The sequence below is a fragment of the Legionella spiritensis genome (genome assembly GCF_900186965.1).
Lineage (GTDB): Bacteria > Pseudomonadota > Gammaproteobacteria > Legionellales > Legionellaceae > Legionella_C > Legionella_C spiritensis.
In genome coordinates this window covers 593,538-617,450 of sequence record NZ_LT906457.1, presented here as the reverse complement: position 1 = coordinate 617,450, position 23,913 = coordinate 593,538, and the positions used below count along the sequence as shown (strand labels likewise).

Sequence of the window (23,913 nt, the reverse complement as noted above, 5' to 3'; positions counted from 1 at the left end):
GATCGGGAGCATTGAATTCAAATGGAATTCAATTGAGCGCCATAATATATTGAATGTTAGCCTTCATAGTAATTTCCATTCGACTTTTAAGTTGTCTTGGAAAATTATTGTTGTTCATTTTCAATGAGGTATCCTAAGTTTCGTCTAATATGGATTATGATTCCGTCCATTATGGATTAGAGGTTCGTCCAAAATGGATTATAAGTCCGTCTAATATGGATTAGAGGTTCGTCCAAAATGGATTGCAAATACATTTAGTTCAATAAAAAAATATTTGGGACGAAAGGGACAAGTGGGGCATCCGCGACATTATGCGCTTGTTAATATTCCAATGGAATTAAATTCAGCAATTGAAGGCTGCATTTGTAGACATATAAAAAATGCCTGGGACAAAAGGGACACACGGGACAACCACATGATAACTGGCTTTTTGCTGTCCCACTCGTCTTTGACGTGGTCTAATTGATTTGGACAGCCCAGTTAAGAGATAATTTGCTTAATTGGAGTTCAATATGTCTATGAGAAGAAAATATACAAAAGAATTTAAACTGGATGCAATTAGTCTGGTCGCTGAACAAGGATATACCTGTTCTGAAGCAGCGAGGAGCCTGGGTATTCATTCAACTATTCTGAGCCGCTGGATTCGAGAGTTGGCTGATAAAGATAATTTGGCTTTCCGGGGTAATGGGAAGTTAACTGCTGAACAGAGTGAAATTCGTCAATTACGAGAGGAAGTTCGTCGCCTGACAATGGAGAAAGAAATTTTAAAAAAGGCCACGGTCTTCTTTGCGAAAGAAGCGAAATAAAATATTCGTTTATCGCCCGGCATAAGAAGACCTGGCCAGTTGGCATGATGTGCCGGCTAATGGGCGTTACTCCATCCGAATACTATAGTTATCAAAAACGCAAACGGACAAGACCGGCAAATAAACCAGAACATCAGGGGTTATTGGATTGGGTTAAAAAAATATCAGAATCCAGCAAATTCTCGTATGGAAATCGCAGGATAAGAAAGGTGCTGAATGCTCTTGGCTACCCGGTTGGTCGAAGAAAAACCCGCAGTTTGATGCGTGAGGCTGGTGTTTTTGTTCGCTATAAAAAGAAATACAAGGTAACAACAAACAGTAATCATAATCAGCCTGTTTTTGATAATGTTTTAAACAGGCAATTTAATGTCAATGAACCCAATCGTGCTTATGTGTCTGATATTACCTATATCCCGACCCATGAGGGCTGGCTATACCTGACGGTGATGATTGACTTGTTTTCCCGAAAAGTGGTTGGCTGGAACATGAGTTCAAGAATGAAGGCCGACACGGTTTGTGATGCGTTAACCATGGCAATTTGGCAAAGAAAGCCCAAAGCAGGCCTTATCGTGCATTCCGATAGAGGCTCACAATATGCCAGCAAACAATATCGTGACTTGCTCAATCAGCATGGTCTTGTGGGCAGCATGAGTAAAAAAGGCGATTGCTGGGATAATAGTGTTGCTGAGAGCTTTTTCAGCTTCTGGAGGTTAATGAAAAACGTGGCTTAACTGGGGTGTACAAATTTGCTTGACCACATCACCCTCCCCTTCCCTAATATTGATGAACTAATTTCATTGCAGGGTTCTTTATCACGGGATCAAATTATTTTGGATAAAAAAGAGAGTTAACACCAGATATATCCCATATGCCCCATCTTAAATTTTCAGGCGGGGGACGTCTCCAGCCCAGTAAATAGGCTATGCGGTTGCCCAACAGCCCGAATTGCCCCCGTAGTTTTTAATCTTATTGCTGTAACATTAATTTTTTAGGGGGCGAGATGGTTAATAGATATAATAACAGAAGTAAAAATACGCATCGTTCGCCAAGTTATATAGGGCTGGTTCTTACCTTGTTGTATTATTTATTTATTGAAATGATTATATAGCTTTGCAAGCATTTCACTATGTAGCCAACCCCCAGTTTGCTTTAATTCCCAAAGTGCTACCGCTGGAAACTTAAAGAAAATCTCTATTCTTTTTATGGTGTTTGTGTCATGACTTGTACCTGTTTCTATTCGTGCCAGTGTGGCGATGCTAATATCCAAGATATTAGCTAAGTCATGTTGAGTAAGGCCTATTTCATTTCTGAATTTTTTTATATCTTCTTTTGTAAAGGAGCTATAATAGACTGGCTCAAAAATAAAACTTGATGGCCCCCTTTTACCAATTGAACCTAGTAAAATAATTGGGTTTTGTTCATCTGGTGAAATGCCTTGAGAGGCGCAATAATCCTTGTAGGCTGGATTTTCTTTTGATGGAATTCTATCCAGTAATGATTTAAATAGTTTTCCTTTTTCAGAACAGTGACGCAATTTAAATAAATCCAGCTCTGGCCCTAATGGAATGGCAGTATCCGAGTATGCGTAACTTTCATCATAGATTAACTCATAGACTTCCTGTTCTTTACTGTAAATCAGCTCACCAACAAAAATCCTTCTTTTTCTTCCCTCATGAAATATATTGAGTTTGTCTTGGCATAGTTTTAAATTATCTTGCATTTTCAAGCTCCTCAAATCTCTTTTCTATAAGACGCTTGATGGCTTGTTTCATTAAATCACTACAAAAACTATCATTTATTAATTGATTAATTTTGGATATTGAGAGCCGTTTGTAGAAATTATCGATTTCTGCTTGAAATCCCAATCTTTTAAATTCACGAACATAGTCAACCATACTTGGTTCAAACGAATCTTTTGTATTAATTCTACCCGTTGGGTTAAAGTCAGCTTGTAGCATTGGACCTGTTTCAAGACTTAAATAAGATACATTATCGTAAATGGGGGAAAGTTTAGTACTTGAAGATGTAACAATAAATGCAAGGTTTCTTCCATGACGATCATGATTGCCGATAAGTGCATCGAACAATAAGGTATTGATAAAAACTCTAGTATCTAAGGGTCTACCTGTTTCCTTGGATATTGCAGTGAGAAGTCCTTCACAACTATGATCTTCATCAGGTCGGAAGTGATAAATATGTTGAAGGTCAATTGGAGAATCTTGCTTGATAAAATTCTTAGTGACAAAGGTTTTGTCACCATAAAAATCAATGTAATAAAATTCTGCTACGGGAATATTCAATTCCTTTCCAATTTGATTGCACAAATACTCAACTTCGGGTAATTCCGGTGCATCATCTTGTCTCATTTTTAAGATGTATGAAAAACCCGCAAGGCTGGCAGAGTACTTTTTGAATTTGCCATGGAAAAAACTGTTATTTTGCCTTGAATGACTGTTGGGGTTTTCTAATGAAGAACTATGTCGCCTCTGTAATCCAGTAAACTTTTCAGTCTTAGCTACATTAAACCACTCTTGAAAGCATTCAGGATGCAACCCATAGTGCTCGGCTGTAGAGCTTTCGATTTCTTTTAGACACTTTAAACACTGCATTTTATTAACTATACCCAACAATTAGTTTTCTTAAGTATAGTTTTGACATCAAATGATATCAAGTTAAAGTTAATATCATTTGATGTCATGTTTGGCATAACATCAATTGATATTAATATTGGTGTGAAATTTTGATTCTTTCCTAATTAAGACAAACATTATCACATTACCGAAGCTTAGTATCCAGAGTTTTTGCGATTCTCCAATTCATAAAGCAATTATTTAGATTCGCAATTCGCGAATTTATGACATGTTATATTTCATTTTTAGTATCAATCAATATCCTTCGATAACACATCTTTGAATTTGATCTTTCGTGCTTGACATTCTTTGAGGGAATACGAGATACTTTTTCCAAGCTTAAGGAGTAAGCCCGATGTTCCAACAAAATATAAGCAGTTGGAAGTCAAAGGATTAGGAAAAAAGAATATCAATCAATTGTCCAGGGTGATACTGGATGATGCGTTGAGTTCTGTTCAAGGAAGGGACATCTCGGCATTTGGCTGAGAAGTAAACAACTGAGGAATTTCCTATGACTTTAAAAAAACCATCCCGTTTACATCTATTAAACGAATTTGAATCTGCGCCACAATCGGCACTTTTTAATCAACAAACGATTGCTGCGGTATTAAGCTGCTCCACCCATTTACTTGAACGTAACCGCTGGTCGGGTGGTGGTGTTCCCTATTTAAAAATTGGTCGCAAGGTTTTATACCGAAAAAGTGATGTGCTGATTTTTCTCCAACAACAAAAAGTTTATCACTCAACCAGTGACGAAGGTTAGTTACAACTCGTTGAGAACGCATAAATTTAAAATTTGTCAGAATGAATTTACTTCATTCCGATGGTTTGACTGTTGTTTGGAGAATAATGTATGTCACAAAATCATGTTATTGAATTACCCAATAAGCCAAAACAGCGACCGATTTTCTGTGATTATGCCGGTGGTCGGTTTCGGTTAACTGATGAGGAGTTAACCTTTATCGGTATCGATAAGGATGGCAATCCATTGCCACCTCGATGGATATCCTCACCATTGTATGTCGTTGCCAAAACCCGAGATGCCCAAAGTGGTGAATGGGGTCGTTTGCTGGAATGGAAGGATGATGATGGTATTACCCACCAGTGGGCGATGCCATTGTCCTTACTGCAAGGCGATTCCTCCGATGTAAGGCGAGAGCTGGCAAGACTTGGGTTGAGTATCTCACCCAATAGAGCAGCGCGCGATTTGCTCACGTCCTATTTACAGGTCTTTCCAGTTGAAGCGCGAGCACGTTGTGTTGATAAACTGGGCTGGTATGAGGATGTCTTTATTACCGCAGGCCTGTGTATTGGTCAGACAACAGAGAAGATTGTATTCCAGAATACCAATGCCATAGAACCGGCATTGTCCTCAAAAGGTAGCGTTGAAGAATGGCGAAATTCAATAGGCCGTCTTGCAGCAGGAAATTCAAGACTGGTATTTGTCATATCGACCGCACTTGCACCAGCCTTGGCAAAGCTGGTTGGGGAAGACTCTGGCGGTTTTCATTTCAGGGGTGCATCCTCATCGGGAAAAAGCACCGCATTGAAAGTCGCTGCTTCTGTTTGGGGAAATCCACAATCGTATTGTCGTTTATGGCGAAGCACTGCTAATGGCTTGGAAGGTCTCGCGGCATTACACAATGATGGGCTGCTCATCCTGGATGAACTGAGTCAAATGGATCCCAGAGTAGCTGGAGAGGCTGCTTATCTGCTGGCCAATGGTCAGGGAAAAACACGTGCTTCTCGTACTGGTACGGTTAAGCAATCTTCCCGATGGTCTTTGTTCTTCCTATCTGCCGGTGAAGAATCCTTGACGGCACTCATGACAAAATCAGGACAGCGCATTAACGCAGGTCAGGAAATCAGGCTTGCTGATATTGAGGCGGATGCAGGTTGCGGGATGGGGATCTTTGAAACAATTCATGATCAACTAAGCCCAGCCAGCATGGCATTATCGCTAAAGAAATACAGCAGCCGATATCATGGCACAATCGGTATGGCGTGGCTGAATCAAGTAGTTGCCAACCGGCAAACAATCAGCCGATATATTACCGACACTATTCGAACCTTTGCTGGTGCAGTTATTCAACCTGATGCAACCGGTCAAATAATCCGTGTTGCCAGACGCTTTGCATTGGTTGCAGCTGCTGGTGAATTGGCCAGTCGTTTTGGTTTGACTGGATGGGAAGAAGGCGAATCATTCGCTGCGGCAGAGAATTGTTTTGGTGCATGGCTGGAAGCATTCGGTTCAGATGGCAATCGTGAAGACCGCGCTATTATGGCGCAAGTACGCGCTTTCTTTGAATCCCATGGTGCCAGCCGTTTTGACAGCGTGAATCACCCCAACAATGAAAAAATTATTAACCGCGCAGGTTTTTTTCAAACCGATGGTGAAGGGCTTCGCATATTTATGGTGTTAACCGAAGTATATAAAAACGAACTCTGCAAAGGCTTCGATCAACGCACCGTGACAAAAACTTTATTACAAGCTGGTTGGCTGAAGCCAGCTCCTGACGGTAATGCCTCGCATAAGCCAAGAATCAAAGGGGTAGGAACGCCAAGGCTGTATGTTTTCACCAGTAAAATTTGGGGAGGGGAATAAGCATTGTTGATGTCATCAAAAACGTTGAGCACCGAAGGTGCGAATAAGACCCGTGAAGTTTGATGGCCAGCTTGCTGGTTAGCTAACTTCACCTATCTTGCCCTGTATTTTGAAATTTATTTTGGAACCCACTTTGGGTTATTTTAAGGTTCTTTTTAGAACTTAAACGATTATTAACGAAAATAATCAAAAATAAACGGGAATAAATAAAAAAGGGCTGATAAATAACCAAAAAGGACTTTGATGGGAAGCAAAAGAGACCAAAATAAATAAAAAAAATAGTAAACACCAAAGGATTGAGCAACCAATTTTACAGAGAGTAGATTATGAAAAAATCCTTGATAGAAGCTATGATGGCTGCCGATCAAAATCAGCGAAAAAAGCCAGCCAGAAAAAATAAAGTTGAATTTTTAGCCTTAAAAGATGACATATCCGAAGCCTTGGAAAAAGGCTGGCCAATGACCGCCATATGGGAAACACTTCAAGATGAGGGAAGCTTCACCGCCAGTTACAATACATTCCGGCTCTATGTATTGGAATATCTTAAAGGTCAAAAGCCAGGGTATTCGCAAAAGGAGAGCGTTGAACATCAACATAAAAAACTGGTTAAGAATCATTCCTCGAAGAAAACGTCCGACTCCATGCCATCATTTTCTTATAATCCTATCCCTAATATTGATGAGCTGCTTTGATTGCATGGATCTTTATCATCAAATATGTCCCATATGCCCCATCTTGAATTTTAAGGTGGGGGACGCCTTTAGACCAGCAATAACGCGGCTTCCCCAATAGTCCCATTTGTCCCTGTGGTTTTTGATGACATTGTAACGTCAGTATTTTTAGATGGGGAATTGCAATTTATTGTATATTTTTGCTCAAACGCGTTGAGCGCGCCTGAACATTAGTGCTGAATATGTTGATTTTACTGGATAAAATTAAGTGTTTTTTTCTGCGTCACTGCACATAAATTGCAGTGACGCAGTACATATACATGCTTGATCTTATGGGAAAAAAAGTAGAATATAGTGTTTTTATAATTGTCAAAATAAGGCCATGAAAGAACAATTTGAAGATATCTCTCGTGAGCGTTATGAGGATAAAGCAATAAACGAAAACCTATCTAATGAGAATTTTGAAAAAAATATCTTTGTTAGAGTAGTAGCCATGAAAAAGACGTTTAATAATGTGGACTTCAAATATTGTGTTTTTGATAGTGTCTATTTTAGAAGCTGTAAGTTTAACTCATGTGACTTCACCGGGAGTAAATTTATAAATTCAAACTTAAGAGGCTCAAGTTTTAGCAACTGTGATTTTAAGTATAGTAGTTTTGATAAAACAAAAGTTGACAATGATATTCTACATAACAGTGCTCCTAGTGAAGAAAACTGGAAATTAGATTTTGCTAGAACTTTAAGAACAAACTATCAGCAGCTAGGTGACTCCAAATCCGTAAATATGGCAATTCAGATTGAACTTGCCTCAACTGAGGAGCATTTAAGAAATGCTTGGAAATCAAAAAAACAGTATTACAGGGGGAAATACCAAGGAATTGACCGCTTGCAAATGTTTTTTGAGTGGCTAGCTCATAAATTTTTAGGTTATATCTGGGGAAATGGTGAAAGTGGGTGGAGGATCGTTAAGTCGTTGTTAATTATCTTTATTTTACTGGCATTAATCGATGCCTCTATATTTTCAACCAATTGTAACTTTTTAGATTCATTGATAAGAGCACCATCAATTTTTTTTGGAACAATTACTCCACAGTATCCTAGTTTTTATTTGACAACTATAACAGTAATAAGGCTTGTGATAATTGGATTATTTATATCTCTTATTGTAAAAAGGTTAAATAGGAGATAAAGATGTATATCTATGCTTTTGGTTCTATTTGCCGTGGTGAAATAGATGCTCATTCAGATATCGATTTATTGGCAATTACAGAAAATTTTAGTAAATTTGACCCATTAGTATTCTCTATCTATACTCCTAAACGGATTCAGGAGTTATGGAAACAGGGTAACCCTTTTGCATGGCATCTATATTATGAAGCAAAGATGCTTTATAGCCATGATGGCAATAATTATATCAGTGAATTAGGTATCCCTTCAAAGTACAATAATTGCATTGAAGATTGTTTTAAGTTTCACAATATTTTTCGAGAAGCAAAAGAATCTCTTGAGATTAATAGTATAGAAATATATGACATTTCATTGATTTTTCTATCGATTCGAAATATTGCTAGTTGTTATTCCCTCGGTGTATTAAAAAGTGCGAATTTTTCTAGAAATGCGGCTTATTTTTTAGGTGAGAAAAATATACCAATCCCCCATGAAGCGTATAGTATATTTGAAAGGGCTAGAATTTTAGCTACGCGTGGAAAAGGTTCTATCCTATCTCAAGAAGAAGTAGGACAGGCTAAAAAATATCTTGATATACTAGAAAATTGGATGCTGAAATTAATATCTCATGCTAAGAGGGAATTATAGATGACTGAATTAAATAATAGAGTTAATGCACAAAGACAAATTTTGAAAATTATTAATTCAAAACAATGGCAACATGAGCCACTAATCTCATTATCACATAAAGCAATAGAAAGATGGATTAACAAAAATAGCATACCTTATGAATCTGAGCTTGCAAGTATAATTTATAAAGCCTCTGAGGGTTTGTTTGCTCTCGCCAATAAAAGTCAAGAACACATTTCAGATGAGTACCTCAAATTATCAAAAAAAGTTAAAGATATGATGCGAGAAATAGAAATTGAACTAGAAAAACACCAATTAGGTGGCAGGGGATAACTTAAATAATTTTAGTTGAAAATTTCATATTGAGAGAATTGTGATTCTAATTCTGTAGGCTCTACCCCATTGCCTTAATAAGGCTGCAAGAAAAGAAAGCATTAATGATTTTTGTAAATTCAATTGAAGTTTTTTTAAAGAAATTTTTAAAAAATTTAATTACTGCAGCTTTATATCTATAAAAATTTGGATAAATATCTGGTCTATTTATAAATTGCTCTTTAAGTTTTTGATTTAAGTTATTAGTTAACCTAGTCATTTGGGAGTCATAACTATCAATTTCATTTTCAAGTTCATTCTTAGTAACTGAAATTTGTTGTTTATTACTCATTATTCTGAGCAAGTAATGATAGTGACTAACTATCATAGAGTTAAATTGCAAAAAGTCCTCATATAAGTTGCTAAAATTTTCAATAATCAAAATTTCCATTTTCTCAAGATCTTCTAATACCGTGTCAGGGCGATCTTGCTGAAGCGGTACGTAATTGTAATTTGGATCTGCTATTAGCTTTTTACAAATTACCTGTTGTACTACTAGAGCTTTTCGCAAGTGATTGCACAAAATATAGGTAGCTATGGCTCTCTGTTTCAATGAGTTTAAACGGGAGTTCTTGTGTTCTAGGTAATCCTTTAACCATATGCCACTTAAGGCTCCAGTTAAAGTAAATAAGCCTATTAGAAAGTTACCCATAATCTGTCTACATTGCGTCTACATGAAATTTTCTGGATTCAGTAAAATCGTCGTAACCTCTTGATTTTACTGGTGGGCCCACAAGGACTTGAACCTTGGACCAACGGATTATGAGTCCGCTGCTCTAACCAACTGAGCTATGGGCCCGGAAGTAGGCAATTGTAATAGCTAAGAATCCGAAACGCTAGAATAATTTTAATTTTTTTCTAAAAAATAGTCCTTTCATTATCGTGCTCACGAAGATATGGCATTTGCCGCCGTGAACATGCAATAATATTGTTTTTAATTTGCAATGAAAGTATCATTTAAATTCATTATGGAAGCAAATTTTTCTTGATTTGCTTTTCTGTCGGAGTCAGGCCATGCAACAACTTCGTTTCCTAACGGGCAATCTCTCAATCGAAGACCTCCTTAACACCATCAAAAGCAATATCCCTACTGATTTAATTAACCTCGATATGAGTGACAGTCGGCTTGACGCTCGTCAGGCTGAGGAATTAATAAGTATATTTAAAGCGCTGCCTCCCAATTTGAAAGATATGAACCTGCGCGCCAATAACCTTGCCCGATTCGGTTTTCAAACGCTGTGTCTGGTGCTATCCGCACTCTCCCCCAACTTATGTTCACTGAATCTTGGTAATAACGGCTTTAACCAGTTTACAGCAGATGAAATCATCATCCTTTTAAAGTCACTTCCCAAGAGTTTGTCTTCTCTTGATTTGGGAAGGAATACCCTTATGACCCTGGGCGTTGATGACGTTATTAAAATTATAAATAACCTGCCGCCTAACCTTGCCAGGCTGAACCTTGGTTTTAATGGCCTTGATCAATGGAGTAATGATGATAGAAACAAATTGGTATCCGCTATTTTGTACTCCGATCGCAAGCTCCCTGTGATCGCCATTGAGCAACTGTTTTTTATTAGTGCTATCAAGTTAACCGAGCAGGTAAACCATACTCCGTCAACTCTCAAAGTCATTAATTTTACAAGCTTTCCCCTTAAAGAGTACTCTACTGAAAAGCTTGTCATTTTAATGCGCTCCATTCCGGCAACGGTTGAAAAAATTGACCTGAGTCATCAGGAATTGGGATCACGAAGCACCTCGGAGCTTCAGCGCATCATAGCGGCTATACCAAACACGGTGAAGCAGATCAATCTGGAGCACAATGCGTTGTTCAACAAGAAAACCATGCAGGAAGAAAACACAGTGAGAGAGGCGTTGGGTGATTTTACAACCAGACACCGCTTTCAACTGGGTCATAATGGCAAATCCAGCGGGGTCGGACTTTTGATTGGCACCACAGAAATGGTTATGCAAAACGAATTGCCCCGGGACATAGGTCATCAAATACTATCGTTTTTAGTTGCATCCAAACCTGATGAGCACTACATCAAACTAGTGGAAAAACCCGACAACAGGCCGACCAGGATGATCTAGGACGTGTTTTTAAAGTTATCGCCGGGCTGCAAAAGGCGTATAATTTGTCCCTTATATGCAGCCGTCATGAAGGCGAAGCCGAAATGCGGGAAAACCGTTCACTTGGGCACTCACCTGTTCTCCCGGGATAATATTAAAATGAAGCCCGCAATACGGCCACAGGCCTCCTTACGGGCTACCGTTCTTTTATAAAAAAATGGTGCCAGGATATTTTTGTTCACAGAGCCTGGGAAGGAAAATCGGACGGAATTATCAGGAAATCAGGCAGGTTTCAATAAATATGCTAATATAATCAATTATAAGGCTCGCTAATTCCGACGTTCGAAATAGCCAGAGACTCTCCGGATAGCCTTCGGGACAGGATAGGAAACCTGATGAAACCTTTCAGATGCCTTCTGACACTTCTATTATGGTTTCTCTCCGTTCATCTTTTTGCTGCATCGGCGGAGAAACCTGCTCAAGGCTCCCTGCCTCTACCTGAAAAACCGACTTACGTCGAAATCGGCGTATACCTGAACAATATAATAAAGATTGATAAACAGGTTAATGAGCAACCCAAAATTTACTTAACCGTATCCCTGCAAACACAATGGCAGGACGCAAGAATTGCGCGAAAATATGCCACGCATAACAACCCTGTTAAAACAGTTTATGATAATGACGCCGATAAAATATTAAACGAGATCTGGACGCCGGATATTGTCGTGCCTCACGCAGAAACAACCATGAAACATACGAAACTAACCATTTTTCCCAGTGGTACGGTTTATTTATACCGGGAAATGGAATTAATTATCCCCCTGAAATTAAAATTACGCCTGTTCCCTTTTGATAGCCAGAAAATAAATATACGTTTTATACCGAAACAATGGACAACCCAGGACATTATTCTGGATGAAAATATGGTCATGACCGGTTATGATAAACATATTACTCTCGCCCAATGGCATGTTGATATGGTTTTCGCAACCGTAGGAACCTATAAGGATCCCCGTTATGGTTTATCACAACCATCCTTTGATCTGGTCATTTATTTAAAGCGTATTCCCTCTTTTTTCCTGTTCAGAATTATCGTTCCCCTCTTTTTTATCATCCTGGTCGCCTGCCTGAGTTTTTTAACGTTTGACGAACCAACAGGAACCAAACTATCGAGGGCGGTGGTGTTTCTTTTAATTACAGTCGCATTCCACTCCTTAGCCTCGAGTTTTTTACCGACAATCAGCTACTTGACATTTATTGAATCCATTATTCTGTTATGCTATTTACTGGTTTTGGCCGCCATTTTCCAAATCATCATTTTGCATCTGTTACGATTTTATAACAAATCGCATATTGCCACACGTTTTGAACACCGGTTTGCTTTATATGCGCCTATTACTTTTGTAGTTGTATTTATTGTAATCGTACTCTATTACTTTCTGAGCTATTAGTTATGAAACTGGAAAAAAAAGTCCTATTAACGTACATCATTTTTATCATAGCCTTTGGAATATGGGGGGGCTTGTCCATTTATACCTCCCGGGAATTATTTTCGTTAACCAGTGTCTTATACAAACGTCCGTTAGCCGTCACCCAGAACGCCTATCTCACGCAAAAAGGGATTTTAGAAACCAACACGTTGTTATTTCAGATCTTGTTGAAAGAGGGCGATGATTTTTATACGGAAGAGGCTGAAATAAAAAAACTGGATACTATTGTTAACAACAACATGAAAATTGTCAGGGAAAAAATCCGTTTTGCCGCGGGAAAACAGTTGGCCGACAAGGCCATTGGTGAAATTAACGGTTGGGAAAAATATCGGGACTCCCTGATAAAACAGCGTAAAGATGGAACGAAATTCACCGTGGACATGTTTGAAAATATTATGGCGAATAAAAATTATAAACATCTTAATAAAACCATGTCCCACATTCTGGCTTACGCCGCGGACAGAAGTGATGAATATTATTTTGACAGTCTGGATACCGTTCGAAAAATTTTTGTTCTCAATATTGCCTTAATCGTTTTGTTAATTCTAATCTGTATTATCACAGCATATGAGGTTTATCGAGCCATGAAAAAAACAGGCCGGAAAATTGATCCATTTTAAGTGAGGAAGCGTCACCTGGAATATAACCATGTGCCACCCAGACAACCGTTTTTAACGTCACAACCCGAGAGTACATCATGCCCTCTACCTTACAAGGCTTTATTCCCTGGATAACCTACGCTATTGTCGCGAGTTTCAAAAACCTCAATACCGAGTTAGCCCCTCTTGCGGCCATTGCGGCAACGCTCCTCTTTTGTCGGAGCAATCTGCGTAAGAAATTTATTCTCGACTGGAGCTCATTGGTTTATTTTATTCTTCTATCTCTCCTTTACCTGTCCCCTCTGAAAGCCTGGCTGGATCAATACGCCTATTTAATATCCAATATTGCCCTGGGGCTGATTATGTGGATTTCCATTGTGATCAGGCAACCATTCAGCATGCAATATGCCAAGGAGGAAGTGGATGAAATCTACTGGATCTCGCCTCTGTTTCGGCAAATCAATTACACCATATCCATAGTCTGGGCATCGGCGTTGACGCTCATGGCCCTGGACGGTTTGCTGCAGTCCTTGCACATCATCAAATCCAGTCTGGCGGCCGATGCGATTCTTGTTGCGTTAATGATAATCGCCATCGGATTCACCAAACGTTTTCCCGACTGGTATCAGGGATTTCTGTTCAGGCGTTTCAGTCGCAATAAGGAGGATCTCAGTAAAAACCCGTTCCTGCAAGGGAATTACGCCCCCGTCAAAGACGAATTATTCGTCGAGGATCTACCGGTTGATGGCGCGATACCTCCGAAACTTTGCGGTATTTATATGAGAAATGGACCCAACCCCGCCTTTGATCCGATTTCCTATACTTACCCCATAGATGGCGATGGCATGCTGCATGCCATATATATCCATGACGGCAAGGCCAGTTACCGCAACCGTTTTGTGGAAACCAAAGGATTGAACGCTGAAAAAAAAGCCGGACGGGCGTTGTATGGCGGAATTTCCAATCCCATACCCACCGATCCGAAGCTGGTTGGTAAAAACGGCGATCCCGGACCGGTCAAGGACGGCGCCTTTATTCACATCATTCGTCATGCCCGACAGTATCTTGCCATGTACGAATCCGGGCCAGCCTATGAAGTGTCCGCGCAATTACAGACTATCGGAGAGTGGTGTCCAGCGGGGGGAGAGCGTCCTTTCCCTGTCAATGCCCATACGCGCCTGGATCCGAATACCGGTGAGCTATTTGCGTTTACCTATAATTTTACCCCGCCCTATCTGCAATATTACGTCCTGGACAAAACCGGTCAGCTTACCCACAACATTCCCATTGAAAAACCGGCCTCTTCCATGGCTCACGATTTTATCCTGACCCAACATTATCTGGTTTTTTTTGATTGTCCGGCGATTTTTGATTTCAGCCGGTTGCAATCCGGAGGCCACCTGCTCAACTGGCAGCCGGAACTAGGCGTCACCATTATCGTGGTGGATAGAAAAACCAGCGAAGTATCGCGAATTGTTACGGAGCCTTTTTTTGTTTACCATTTCGCCAACGGCTTTGAAAAAGACGGGAAACTCGTCATTGATTACGTTCGTCATGAACAATTGGCGATTGGAGATACGCTTCTCAGCAAGACCCCTCCCCATCTATATCGCACAACCATTGATCCGGACAAAAAGACCGCAACCCATCAGCAGATGGACGACCGTATCGTTGAATTTCCACGCATTAATGACAACCTTACTTCCCTGCCCAACCGTTATGTTTACATGCCCACCAAAACCTCCGCGCAAAATGAAGCGTTTCATGCCCTGATCAAATATGATTTGGACAAACAAACCACCCTGGTGCACGATTTTGGCAAACACGCGGAGATCGGTGAGGCGGTTTTTGTCCCCGATTCTTCCGGAAAAAAGGAAGATGACGGCTGGTTAGCCCTGTTTCTTTACGACAATAAAAAACAGCAAAGTCAGTTTGTCTTGCTGGATGCCAAAACGTTAGATGACAAACCGGTGGCATCGGTCACTACGCCCCGCAGAGTACCTCATGGTTTGCATGGCTCCTGGTTTAACGGTTTATGGTGATCATTACCCTTGCATGATCTGAAAAAACCCGTTCAATCATGTTCCAGTTTGCGGATAAAATCCTTGGCCAGCCGATAACCCTCCGACAGTTTATGATGCACCTCCGGGTGCATATTCTGATCCTGGGCTTCCATTTCATTGTAACAATCCAGTGCCAAATCTTTTAAAAGCCGGATTTTTTTGTCCCTGTCGATGGTCAGTTGATAAATCCGCTCCGCTTCCTGTTTCATATCCATAACAATTATCCTGTCCAATGTCCGTTTATATACATTATAGTCATCCTTGAATTGAATCGTTTAACTGGATTGCCCATTGCAACTTAACCTACATAAAATGAACAAATCACACACCATTTACAACATAAAACGATAAGTACACCAAGCCTTCTATATTCTAAAATACCCATATTTAGCCAAAAATTGATATTTTTTTTAAAATTATCTTAATACCTTGTTGTTATCATTGTGTTACCAGTTATTAATTGAATTTTAGAAAAAATGCCCATAGATAAAGAATTATTTCCCTCCATAGATTCTAAAGCTGAGATATCTGAAGTAACAGAATTGTCAGAAGAAGAGAACGTATCCTATAAAAACGATGAATTAATCGAAGGAATGAAAGTCTGTGAAAACCCTCTTGAAATAAGGGTATTAGTAGATGTTAATGAGACACTTATCACTGGCGATTCAGTAACTATTCGCTACAATGATAATCTTATAAACTATCTTAAAGAAGCCGGTTTTAAGGAAATTTATCTTTTTAGTAGCCATTCCCTGGTTAGAGTTTCCAGCTATATTGAAACAGATAAACTCATTAAATATCTTGAAGCGAAGGACATTGTTGTCAAAGGTGTTTTTTCAACGGAAGACGTTTATTTTGATAATCTGGCTGAGGTCTGGACAAGATTCTGCTTGGCTGATGAATATTATACTCTGCAAAATGGTGGGCGACTTTCTGCTTATGCCGAAATATTAAAAGAAAATGAAACCGAATTTGAGAAGGAAAAAATCAAATTTGCCTCATCGCCTATTATTGTTAAAGGCAATAAAATTGTTGAGGATACTGCAAAGCAGATCAAGTTGAGTGGATCACAAAACAAGTATGATGGCAAAGGCAGGCTTTTTTATTTGTTATATAACACACTCTTGCACAATGGTATTGACTGGGGAAAAAATATCATCGTTTTTGATGATCAGGAATATCATTTAAATAATATCGCTAAAGCCAGTGAACAACTACTTGGACCCCATATCCATCAATTTTTAAGTGATGTAAAAGGACATGGGTTCGGTTCTTTTTTATCTCAGATTGATCTAAAAGAAATTATAAAAAATGAAACAATTTATCGCTTGCGGGAATATTTGGAAAATGCCTCCGAAAATGTGAGAAATGAATTTAAAAAAGCGCTCTTCTCATCAGATGGCCTGAAAGAGCATTATGAAGATTTCATTATACAGGCAATAAAAAATGATAAATCCATTTTACAATTAATAGGAAAGCCTAATATTCTTGAAGAAAAATACTTACTTATAACCCAAAATAATAGACAAAACCCACATCCATTTTTTAATCAAAAGAAACTCGATATATTTTCATATGCCCTTAATGTGGACGCTCAGATTGAAATCATAAAACAGCTTAATTTATTGCTGGGTTCCATTGATCCAAATGCGCACCCATACAATAAAACCGAGGAAGAAACAAAAAAGCCAGAACAAAGGATTGATGACTATCTTTTAAAAATAAAAGAAGCTTTATCTACCAATGAATTTATAGAATACGCCGAGCAGAATGGTCTTGATATCTCTCAGATGTTAAAAGCGATTACGGAAATTAGAAAAATGGCCGTTTATGATAAAAAAGAATTAAAATTTATTATCGAAAAAGAGATTCTTAATAACACCAATATTAACACCATAAAAATTATTGTAAATGGCTTTGCTGAGTTAAGTGACATATTTAAAGCCATTAAAAATAAAAAGGAAAAAAGCAATCAATCTCGACTGGATTGCGCCCCTCACATAGGTGTTACCAAGTCTCAAAGCATTAAAGAGGAAGTCAATGAATTATTGAAATCTGGATTGTCTAAAGCTAAATTTATTGTAACATCAGAAAATGAATCGAGTAGAATATCTGATTTGAATCCTTTTCAACAAGAATCTTATGAACTCGTAAAATATTTTAAACGCATTCAATTTACAGCTCCATTTATTAGATTCACCAGCGCCGAAGATAGATGGAATAGAGAAATAAAGAGTTTTTCAAAGAATTATCAAGAAGAAATTAGCAAACCTCTTTCTCCAAGAGAAACAATAATTGAATTGGCCAAATTAGAGAAACGATGCTCAAAATTAATTAATAAAGTTTTAAAATCACTTGATGTTAATAAAAAATTTTTCGATATTTCGTCTCACCTAAATACATTAAATTTACTTAATCAGATCATTAAGGATATCAATTTTTATTCTTCAAAATATGTTGATATTGTGATTGAAGACGGATTAAAAAACGATACAAATAATATTTGTTGGAAAAAACTTAATGATATAGCTGGTAATATTAAGAAAACAGATATATCCAACGAAATATTATTGAAGGGTAAAGAAGCTGTCGCCATCAACGGTTATGACAATATACAAGAATATGTCATCAAATTAGTATTGACAGTCATGATAAAGGACATGGCCACTCCAAAGGGACAGCAATTTATTAATGACATGCATGCGGCTCTTCAGAGAGGTGCAACTTTGATTGTCAAGCCGAACATTACTACCACTCAGCCAGGCATGTCCATTGCTCCCGAACAATATAATGGTCCATCTTTTGCCCAAATCCAAAAAGAGGAAATCCGGGTAGATACTTCTCTAAAGGAACGGCTCGAAATTGGCGTTAAACCTTCCAGTGGAGACTCTTCAATTTTAGATGTTCCAATAACCATTCCAAAAGACAAGTATGATAGTGAAAATATTGTAGAGCTTATGTCTAAACCTGATATGTTATATTCTTTTTTATCCATTATGATGTCAGGAACTATCACGTTTAATGACAATGAAATCAGTTATATGCCTTTTCAGCTGGAGTTATTACATGAATTAATTCATGCGTTGCATAATGCACAAGGAATAAATTATCGTAATATACCTTTATCTTCGACAGAGAAAAATCGTTGGAAAAACTATGAAGAGTACGTAACCATTTCAGGGGCTGAAATTTGTGAAGCTGATTTTTCACCATTGTATGGAGCTACACCACGAGATAACCATGCCGGCAAATCCGCCAGGGATCTATTTGATGAGAAATCCAGGGATCCGGAAAACTCGTTAAAAAAATTAATTGACAAATCCACGGATAAATTTAAAGAGGATAAAGTCCAGTCAAGGTCGCTGGAATCTACATTACCCTACTAACCGCGTTAAATTAAAAATTTGTAACTACTCCGGCTCCCTTCTCGTGCCATCGAGCGAAAGGAGCCTGGGTAGTAACCATTATCCAAATACCCATTTGTTAAAATTTTCAGTCATTTTATTTGGCAGAATTCCTGATTATTTACGAGCCTGGGCGCTAATGACAATCTGCTTGCCAGAACGCTGCGACACCCGTTCCCCGGGCAAAATAATACCCGCCAAATTTAACGGGTCGACGGCGGAAATAGTAATGTTCTCCGTTTTGGGTTGTTGCTTTCTAAAAGCGCGAAGCGAGTCCACCACGTAAGGCAACGCGTACTGTTCGCCGGTAAATCCGCGAACAAAACGGCCCCCACGAATGTCACCCCGGACTTCAAGCCTGCGAAAAACGGTTAACAACTCGGACCATGAGGGCGCCATTTTTTCCCGGCTTACCAGTTCACGAAAACAAACCCCGTATCGGCGCAATAAAACCCAGGCTATCGTCTCACACGCCATCCCTGCCGCCATGGGTTTTGACGTTTTAAGTAACGACCAGCGTCCCGTTGTTTGGCGAAACAGAACGGGACGACGTCCTCGTCTCGCTGCACGGCGGCGAGGATCAATTAACGCGCGTAAATTATCAAAACCATCGGCCGTAATAAGTCCGGCCGCAACCAGTTCCCATAAACCCATTTCGATTTCAGTTTTAAGATGCCCAAGATCCTGTACTATATCAATAAAAAATGAGGCGCCCTCCTCCTGTAAATAGCCGTAAATTCGGCGGGCGACATGACTTAACGCCTGCAAGCCATCCCTGGAAAAACGCTGTTTTCCGACCAACCAGGCGGTGTCTTCCCGCACAAAGAAGGTAACCGGTGTCGTACTGGTAGGCTGAATGGCGCGTCGGGAGATCGGCTCATGACCATCTCCGGCTTCCTCTTCCATGACCGATGTTATGGCTGGATGAAGCGCTAATCGTCCCCAGCCAATTGTCCCGCTAAAACAGAGACGATCCAGTAAATCAGGACTGTAATCGCTCACTCGTTTGGCAAAAATCTGCTTTTCCCAGGCGTTGGCGGGCATTTCATACCCCTGTAATTGTTTAATGACTTCGAGCAACCCCCGCTCTCCCCGTAGTTGCGTACCCGAAGCCAGATGCTGCCAGTTAGCCAGCCAGTGAATAAACTGTTCGACCGATATGGGTTCTATTTCCTGACGCAGCCTGTTTAAAGTCAAGGCATGAATTCTGGCCAGCAATCGCCGCTCACACCATTCGAGCGTACCATCGCCGGACGTTGTGAAATGCCCCCGCAAAATCAGCCCTGTCGCTTCCAGTTTCAACAGAGTCTGCTCAATATCCTTGCGCGGCAGCGCCAGCAAAGAAGCCAGTTCTTCGGCGTTAAATGGCCCAAGGTATTGGACCCAGCCACGCACCACGCTCAGCAAGGCGTCTTCAAATTCCGGCGTCTGTTCCTCAAACACCGCCAGGGTGTCCTGAAAAGACGTGTCGGGGTAAGCGGCGAGAAAAATTTTCTGTTTTTCCACAGCCAGCCTGAACTCCTGCTGATGCGCCAATGCCCGGCCCGCGCGTCCGGTTGCAGCCAGTTCATTAAAAAAAGAAGACCACTGCTCGGGACATTGAGCCGCTTGCCGGTTTAGCGGCAACGACACCGGTAACGCGATAACCGCTTGTAAAAAATCATGCAATTCGTCAGCACTTCTCAGATCCGGCCAGACTTGCTGTTGCACGTCCCTGATGGCCTGCTCATCGAGACGTCCTATCTCGTCAAGCCAGGAGTCCGGTAAAATACGCCGCATGCTGACCGCCCGGGTTCGCCGTTCTTCCAGAGGCGCGTCATCAAGGAACGCGTAAGGGTTGGCATTTAAAATTTCGTGAGAAAACACTGAAGGCGTTGGAGTATCGACAGCGACACAACGTATTTTTTCAGCCGCAATATCGGATAAAACGGCGCCTAGACCATCCACATCCAGCGCTTCCGTCAAACAGTCTTTCATGGTTTCAAAAATCAACGGATGATCAGGAAGCACAATATCCTGGCCGGCCAGATTATCCTGACAGGCCGCCGCATCAGGAAACACCGCGGCCAGCAAATCATCCGACAACATACGCACGATGTTGGGCGGCACTTTTTTACCATTGCGAAAACGCGCGATAGCCAGGGCTCTTGTTGCATCCCAGCGCCAGCGGGTTTTAAAAACAGGGGATTGCAGCACCGCCTGCGTTAACACATGCCTGACGGTGTTGGGATGCAGGAAATGAAAGACATCCCCCAGAGGAAAACTGTGTTGCTCCGCCAGGGAAATGGCAATGCCGTTATCCGTTGCCGCCGCCTGCAATTCAAAATTGAACGAACGACAAAATCGTTTTCTTAACGCCAGTCCCCACGCCTTGTTAATACGAGCGCCAAAAGGTGAATGAATGATCAGCTGCATACCGCCGGATTCGTCAAAAAACCGTTCGGCAATAATGGTTTCCCGGGTAGGAACCGTTCCTAATAAAGCCCGCCCCTCCAGAATATAATGAATCAGTTGCCGGGCAGCTGATTCATTGAGACGGCAATGTTTTTTTAGCCAGTCGATGGCTTTGACCGCTTGCAGGGCATCGGTTGTATCGAGAGGTAACCAGTCATTAAGCATCTGACGTAACTCGGAAACCTTGATAGACAATTCGCGGGTACGCTCCGGCGCCTCGCCTATCCAAAAGGGTACACTGGGAGGCGCACCACGCGCATCCTCCACCAAAACCCGGCCTTTGGCATTTTCAATACCTTTGATTTGCCAGGACGTATTGCCCAGCAAAATAATATCGCCGCGATTACTTTCCACCGCAAAATCTTCATCGAGCGTACCTACTACGGCACCATCCTCTTCGGCAACCACGGTGAACAGACTGTTATCCGGAATTGCTCCCCCGTTTACAATCGCATTCATACGTGCGCCTCGTCGCGCCTTGACCATCTCATGGACACGATCATAAAAAAGACAGGCGCCATAGCGTCCGCGAGAACCGGCCATACCCTCAGCAAGCATGTCCAGCACGTCGTTAAACGTTTCGCGAGACAGATGACGATAAGGAAAACTTTTTTTGACTAATTCAAACAAGTGAGCGGTTGATGAGTCTTCCGTCGCGCAGATGGCAACCATTTGTTGCGCCAGAATATCAAGCGGCTGCTCGGGAATAATCAATTGATCCAGATCCCCCTGGCCAATGGCATAAATCAAGGCGGCACATTCGAGTAATTCATCACGGGTCGTGGCGAAAAACCGTCCTTTTGAAATGGCACCGTGCCAATGACCGGCACGACCGACCCGTTGCAGAGCCACAGCGATGGCCCTGGGTGATCCTATCTGGCAGACAAGATCGACCGTGCCGATATCAATGCCTAACTCCAGGGAAGCGGTTGCCACCAGTAATTTTAACTGCCCGGTTTTCAAACTGGTTTCCGCACCAAGGCGTAATTTGCGGGACAAACTGCCATGATGCGCCGCCACCTGCTCCTTACCCAAACGTTGTGCCAGATGATGGGCGGCACGTTCGGCCAGTCTTCGGGTGTTGACAAAGACCAGTGTAGAGCGGTTTTGATTCGCCAGTTCGGCGATACGATCATAGATCTCATCCCACATCTCATTGGTGGTTACAGGACCCAGTTCGCTATCAGGGACCTCCACGTGTAGTTCCAGATGGCGGGCATGCCCGATATGGATAATTCCCGGCGGTGGGCGATTCATGCCGGTAAGAAAGTGACCGACCAGTTCAATCGGTTTTTGCGTCGCTGATAGTCCGATCCGCAGCGGCACATTCACGGTTAACGCCTCCAGACGTTCGAGCGACAAGGACAAATGAGAACCTCGTTTGTTATTAGCCAAGGCATGAATCTCATCGACGATCACGGTTGTCACGTCACGAAGCATGGCTCGGCTTTTTTCCGCGGTGAGCAACAAATAAAAGGATTCCGGAGTGGTCACCAGGATATGGGGAGGTTTTTTCAACATGGCCTGTCTTTCACGCGCCAGAGTGTCTCCGGTTCTTACCGCCACCTCAATCTCCGGAAGCGGCATGCCTTGCTCAACGGCTATAGCCTGAATTTGTTTAAGCGGTTCCAGGAGATTTTTTTGAATATCATTCGTCAGCGCTTTTAATGGGGAAATGTATACCACACGGGTCTGACGCGACAATTCGCCTGCGAAAGCCTGCCGTATCAAGCCGTCAATACAAACCAGAAACGCCGCGAGCGTTTTTCCCGAGCCGGTCGGCGCGGAGATAAGAGTGGACTTGCCGCTCAAGATAAAGGGCCATCCTTTTTCCTGCGGTTTTGTCGGTGATGTAAATCGGCTGTTAAACCAGGTGCGCACAATCGGATGCGCCCAGGCCAGGCTATCTTTGCGAGTATCATTCATCATTTAAATTATAGGCTTTGCGCACGGGGATATTTTTTAAATGTAATATTACAACAATTTCCTGAATTGGCTGAATGCGGATACAACCCCCAACTTGAACAATTGTTTGCCGAACTTGCGCACCAATCTTGCCTGACCGCTTTTCCAGGTGAGGATACACAAAGGGATCATGGCGGCCACAATCCATAGTTTATTATCATTAATGGTTGTTCTCAAATAACGCTGATGTTTTAGAAGCCTCATTTTTTCAACGTGAAGTTTTCGCGACAGGGCTTCAATATCTGCCATGATTTTTTTGCGTTGACTCATGATTGGTCTTGCCCCTTTGTTGCAAAATATTCCCTGGTTTTTGCAAAACTGATTTTTTTCAAATTAGACATCAAACAAGACAATGACAGAATAAAAAAAAGGATATTGACAGTTAAAACGCCAACAATCGACAGTAAAGTATCGTTTAAAAAATACATAAAGACATAACCCAGCAGCAACATCAGCAGCGACCAGGTCATGATAAGAATAACCATTAAAAAACAAAGGGTAAGTAACAGAGGAAATACACTAAGCCTCGCCAGTCTTGCCTCCAGCTTTATCAGCGCCAAAACATCCCTTATAACGGAATATCGGGTTGCGACAAGACCCTCTATATGCTCAATAATTTTCATTATTTTCGTAGCAAAGACGATAAAAGAAAGCCTATTCCTCCGGCAATTAACACCGATTTCAAAGGGTTTTTCTGTACTTTTTTCAACAGATCGTCTGAATAATCCTTCACATTATGCTGTGCGTCGCCCATTTTCTTTAACGTATCCTGATAGAGCTCATTGGCCAGCTTTTTAGTTTCTTCCAGCAATTGATTGGCCGCATCGCCTACTTGAGCTTTCTCATTGCCGGATTCCGGCTGTATGGATTCTCTTTTACGTGCTTGAGCCATTATTGTATCCTCCCTGATGAGTATGAATCGAGAAGTCCGCATTCATCGTACTACTAAGCTTAGTAGAGTTTTTTATAGAATGTAAAAAATTCAGA

At 41.0% G+C, this 23,913-nt stretch carries 19 protein-coding genes, 1 tRNA gene and 1 pseudogene; 12 read left to right on the top strand and 9 right to left on the bottom strand.

From position 1 onward, the window contains the following. Positions 1-512: 512 nt before the first annotated feature. Positions 513-1,504: pseudogene (locus tag CKW05_RS02850) on the top strand (IS3 family transposase); the annotation flags it as partial. A 386-nt stretch (positions 1,505-1,890) separates the two neighbouring features. Here CKW05_RS02850 and CKW05_RS02845 read toward each other — a convergent pair. Then, positions 1,891-2,526, bottom strand: a complete 636-nt coding sequence (locus CKW05_RS02845) for a helix-turn-helix transcriptional regulator (RefSeq protein WP_058484399.1) — start codon at positions 2,524-2,526, stop codon at positions 1,891-1,893. Beyond that, positions 2,516-3,436, bottom strand: coding sequence for a HipA domain-containing protein (locus CKW05_RS02840; RefSeq protein ID WP_133141177.1), 921 nt, complete (start codon positions 3,434-3,436; stop codon positions 2,516-2,518). Before CKW05_RS02840 ends, CKW05_RS02845 begins: the two co-directional genes overlap by 11 nt. A gap of 511 nt (positions 3,437-3,947) precedes the next feature. On the opposite strand from CKW05_RS02840, the gene CKW05_RS02835 reads away from it, so the two are divergent. The 6 genes from CKW05_RS02835 to CKW05_RS02810 all read left to right on the top strand — a co-directional run bounded on the left by CKW05_RS02835 (position 3,948) and on the right by CKW05_RS02810 (position 8,842). Beyond that, complete coding sequence (locus CKW05_RS02835; RefSeq protein WP_058484401.1) at positions 3,948-4,199, top strand: hypothetical protein; 252 nt, start codon at positions 3,948-3,950, stop codon at positions 4,197-4,199. A 90-nt stretch (positions 4,200-4,289) separates the two neighbouring features. Beyond that, entirely contained in the window at positions 4,290-6,041 is a 1,752-nt protein-coding gene (locus tag CKW05_RS02830) for a DUF927 domain-containing protein (RefSeq protein WP_058484402.1), read from the top strand. A 326-nt stretch (positions 6,042-6,367) separates the two neighbouring features. Continuing rightward, complete coding sequence (locus CKW05_RS02825) at positions 6,368-6,733, top strand: TraK family protein (protein WP_058484403.1); 366 nt, start codon at positions 6,368-6,370, stop codon at positions 6,731-6,733. A 361-nt stretch (positions 6,734-7,094) separates the two neighbouring features. Further along, complete coding sequence (locus CKW05_RS02820; RefSeq protein ID WP_058484404.1) at positions 7,095-7,901, top strand: pentapeptide repeat-containing protein; 807 nt, start codon at positions 7,095-7,097, stop codon at positions 7,899-7,901. 2 nt (positions 7,902-7,903) lie between these two features. Beyond that, positions 7,904-8,527, top strand: coding sequence for a nucleotidyltransferase domain-containing protein (locus CKW05_RS02815; protein WP_058484405.1), 624 nt, complete (start codon positions 7,904-7,906; stop codon positions 8,525-8,527). Then, the gene (locus tag CKW05_RS02810; protein ID WP_058484406.1) at positions 8,528-8,842 is read left to right on the top strand and encodes a hypothetical protein; all 315 of its coding nucleotides are present in this window, start codon (positions 8,528-8,530) and stop codon (positions 8,840-8,842) included. Between the two features lie 61 nt (positions 8,843-8,903). On the opposite strand, the gene CKW05_RS02805 is transcribed toward CKW05_RS02810, so the two are convergent. Together CKW05_RS02805 and CKW05_RS02800 are read right to left on the bottom strand one after the other, a co-directional pair. Next, positions 8,904-9,533, bottom strand: coding sequence for a hypothetical protein (locus tag CKW05_RS02805; protein ID WP_095140544.1), 630 nt, complete (start codon positions 9,531-9,533; stop codon positions 8,904-8,906). Between the two features lie 70 nt (positions 9,534-9,603). Next, a tRNA-Ile gene (locus tag CKW05_RS02800) sits at positions 9,604-9,680 on the bottom strand. 215 nt (positions 9,681-9,895) lie between these two features. On the opposite strand from CKW05_RS02800, the gene CKW05_RS02795 reads away from it, so the two are divergent. The 4 genes from CKW05_RS02795 to CKW05_RS02780 all read left to right on the top strand — a co-directional run bounded on the left by CKW05_RS02795 (position 9,896) and on the right by CKW05_RS02780 (position 15,082). Beyond that, entirely contained in the window at positions 9,896-10,972 is a 1,077-nt protein-coding gene (locus tag CKW05_RS02795; protein WP_058484408.1) for a leucine-rich repeat domain-containing protein, read from the top strand. 374 nt (positions 10,973-11,346) lie between these two features. Continuing rightward, a complete protein-coding gene (locus CKW05_RS02790) occupies positions 11,347-12,402 on the top strand; it encodes a ligand-gated ion channel (protein WP_058484409.1) in 1,056 nt (351 codons plus the stop codon). Positions 12,403-12,404: 2 nt separating this feature from the next. Next, on the top strand, positions 12,405-13,061 hold the full coding sequence (locus CKW05_RS02785) for an MCP four helix bundle domain-containing protein (protein ID WP_058484410.1): 657 nt from the start codon (positions 12,405-12,407) through the stop codon (positions 13,059-13,061). A 77-nt stretch (positions 13,062-13,138) separates the two neighbouring features. After that, positions 13,139-15,082, top strand: coding sequence for a carotenoid oxygenase family protein (locus tag CKW05_RS02780; RefSeq protein WP_058484411.1), 1,944 nt, complete (start codon positions 13,139-13,141; stop codon positions 15,080-15,082). 32 nt (positions 15,083-15,114) lie between these two features. Here CKW05_RS02780 and CKW05_RS02775 read toward each other — a convergent pair whose 3' ends face one another. Further along, entirely contained in the window at positions 15,115-15,318 is a 204-nt protein-coding gene (locus CKW05_RS02775) for a hypothetical protein (RefSeq protein ID WP_058484412.1), read from the bottom strand. A gap of 261 nt (positions 15,319-15,579) precedes the next feature. Between CKW05_RS02775 and CKW05_RS02770 the strand changes: the two genes are divergently transcribed. Continuing rightward, a complete protein-coding gene (locus tag CKW05_RS02770) occupies positions 15,580-18,489 on the top strand; it encodes a hypothetical protein (protein ID WP_058484413.1) in 2,910 nt (969 codons plus the stop codon). Between the two features lie 135 nt (positions 18,490-18,624). On the opposite strand, the gene CKW05_RS02765 is transcribed toward CKW05_RS02770, so the two are convergent. The 4 genes from CKW05_RS02765 to CKW05_RS02750 are packed head-to-tail and all read right to left on the bottom strand — an operon-like array spanning position 18,625 to position 23,818. Then, the gene (locus tag CKW05_RS02765; protein WP_058484501.1) at positions 18,625-22,887 is read right to left on the bottom strand and encodes a DEAD/DEAH box helicase; all 4,263 of its coding nucleotides are present in this window, start codon (positions 22,885-22,887) and stop codon (positions 18,625-18,627) included. A gap of 48 nt (positions 22,888-22,935) precedes the next feature. Further along, entirely contained in the window at positions 22,936-23,196 is a 261-nt protein-coding gene (locus CKW05_RS02760; protein ID WP_058484414.1) for a hypothetical protein, read from the bottom strand. Next, positions 23,193-23,549 carry a hypothetical protein gene (locus CKW05_RS02755; RefSeq protein WP_058484415.1) on the bottom strand — a complete coding sequence of 119 codons (357 nt, stop codon included), beginning with the start codon at positions 23,547-23,549 and terminating at the stop codon, positions 23,193-23,195. The genes CKW05_RS02760 and CKW05_RS02755 overlap by 4 nt, the downstream gene beginning before the upstream one ends. Continuing rightward, a complete protein-coding gene (locus CKW05_RS02750; RefSeq protein WP_065238426.1) occupies positions 23,549-23,818 on the bottom strand; it encodes a DUF883 C-terminal domain-containing protein in 270 nt (89 codons plus the stop codon). The genes CKW05_RS02755 and CKW05_RS02750 overlap by 1 nt, the downstream gene beginning before the upstream one ends. Positions 23,819-23,913 lie beyond the last annotated feature (95 nt).

Coding starts and splice junctions, on each gene's coding strand:
- CKW05_RS02750 (WP_065238426.1), bottom strand. CDS start 23,818: ATGGCTCAAGCACGTAAAAGAGAATCCATACAGCCGGAATCCGGCAAT.
- CKW05_RS02795 (WP_058484408.1), top strand. CDS start 9,896: ATGCAACAACTTCGTTTCCTAACGGGCAATCTCTCAATCGAAGACCTC.
- CKW05_RS02810 (WP_058484406.1), top strand. CDS start 8,528: ATGACTGAATTAAATAATAGAGTTAATGCACAAAGACAAATTTTGAAA.
- CKW05_RS02820 (WP_058484404.1), top strand. CDS start 7,095: ATGAAAGAACAATTTGAAGATATCTCTCGTGAGCGTTATGAGGATAAA.
- CKW05_RS02835 (WP_058484401.1), top strand. CDS start 3,948: ATGACTTTAAAAAAACCATCCCGTTTACATCTATTAAACGAATTTGAA.
- CKW05_RS02825 (WP_058484403.1), top strand. CDS start 6,368: ATGAAAAAATCCTTGATAGAAGCTATGATGGCTGCCGATCAAAATCAG.
- CKW05_RS02785 (WP_058484410.1), top strand. CDS start 12,405: ATGAAACTGGAAAAAAAAGTCCTATTAACGTACATCATTTTTATCATA.
- CKW05_RS02845 (WP_058484399.1), bottom strand. CDS start 2,526: ATGCAAGATAATTTAAAACTATGCCAAGACAAACTCAATATATTTCAT.
- CKW05_RS02760 (WP_058484414.1), bottom strand. CDS start 23,196: ATGAGTCAACGCAAAAAAATCATGGCAGATATTGAAGCCCTGTCGCGA.
- CKW05_RS02780 (WP_058484411.1), top strand. CDS start 13,139: ATGCCCTCTACCTTACAAGGCTTTATTCCCTGGATAACCTACGCTATT.
- CKW05_RS02755 (WP_058484415.1), bottom strand. CDS start 23,549: ATGAAAATTATTGAGCATATAGAGGGTCTTGTCGCAACCCGATATTCC.
- CKW05_RS02790 (WP_058484409.1), top strand. CDS start 11,347: ATGAAACCTTTCAGATGCCTTCTGACACTTCTATTATGGTTTCTCTCC.
- CKW05_RS02765 (WP_058484501.1), bottom strand. CDS start 22,887: ATGAATGATACTCGCAAAGATAGCCTGGCCTGGGCGCATCCGATTGTG.
- CKW05_RS02775 (WP_058484412.1), bottom strand. CDS start 15,318: ATGGATATGAAACAGGAAGCGGAGCGGATTTATCAACTGACCATCGAC.
- CKW05_RS02830 (WP_058484402.1), top strand. CDS start 4,290: ATGTCACAAAATCATGTTATTGAATTACCCAATAAGCCAAAACAGCGA.
- CKW05_RS02770 (WP_058484413.1), top strand. CDS start 15,580: ATGCCCATAGATAAAGAATTATTTCCCTCCATAGATTCTAAAGCTGAG.
- CKW05_RS02805 (WP_095140544.1), bottom strand. CDS start 9,533: ATGGGTAACTTTCTAATAGGCTTATTTACTTTAACTGGAGCCTTAAGT.
- CKW05_RS02815 (WP_058484405.1), top strand. CDS start 7,904: ATGTATATCTATGCTTTTGGTTCTATTTGCCGTGGTGAAATAGATGCT.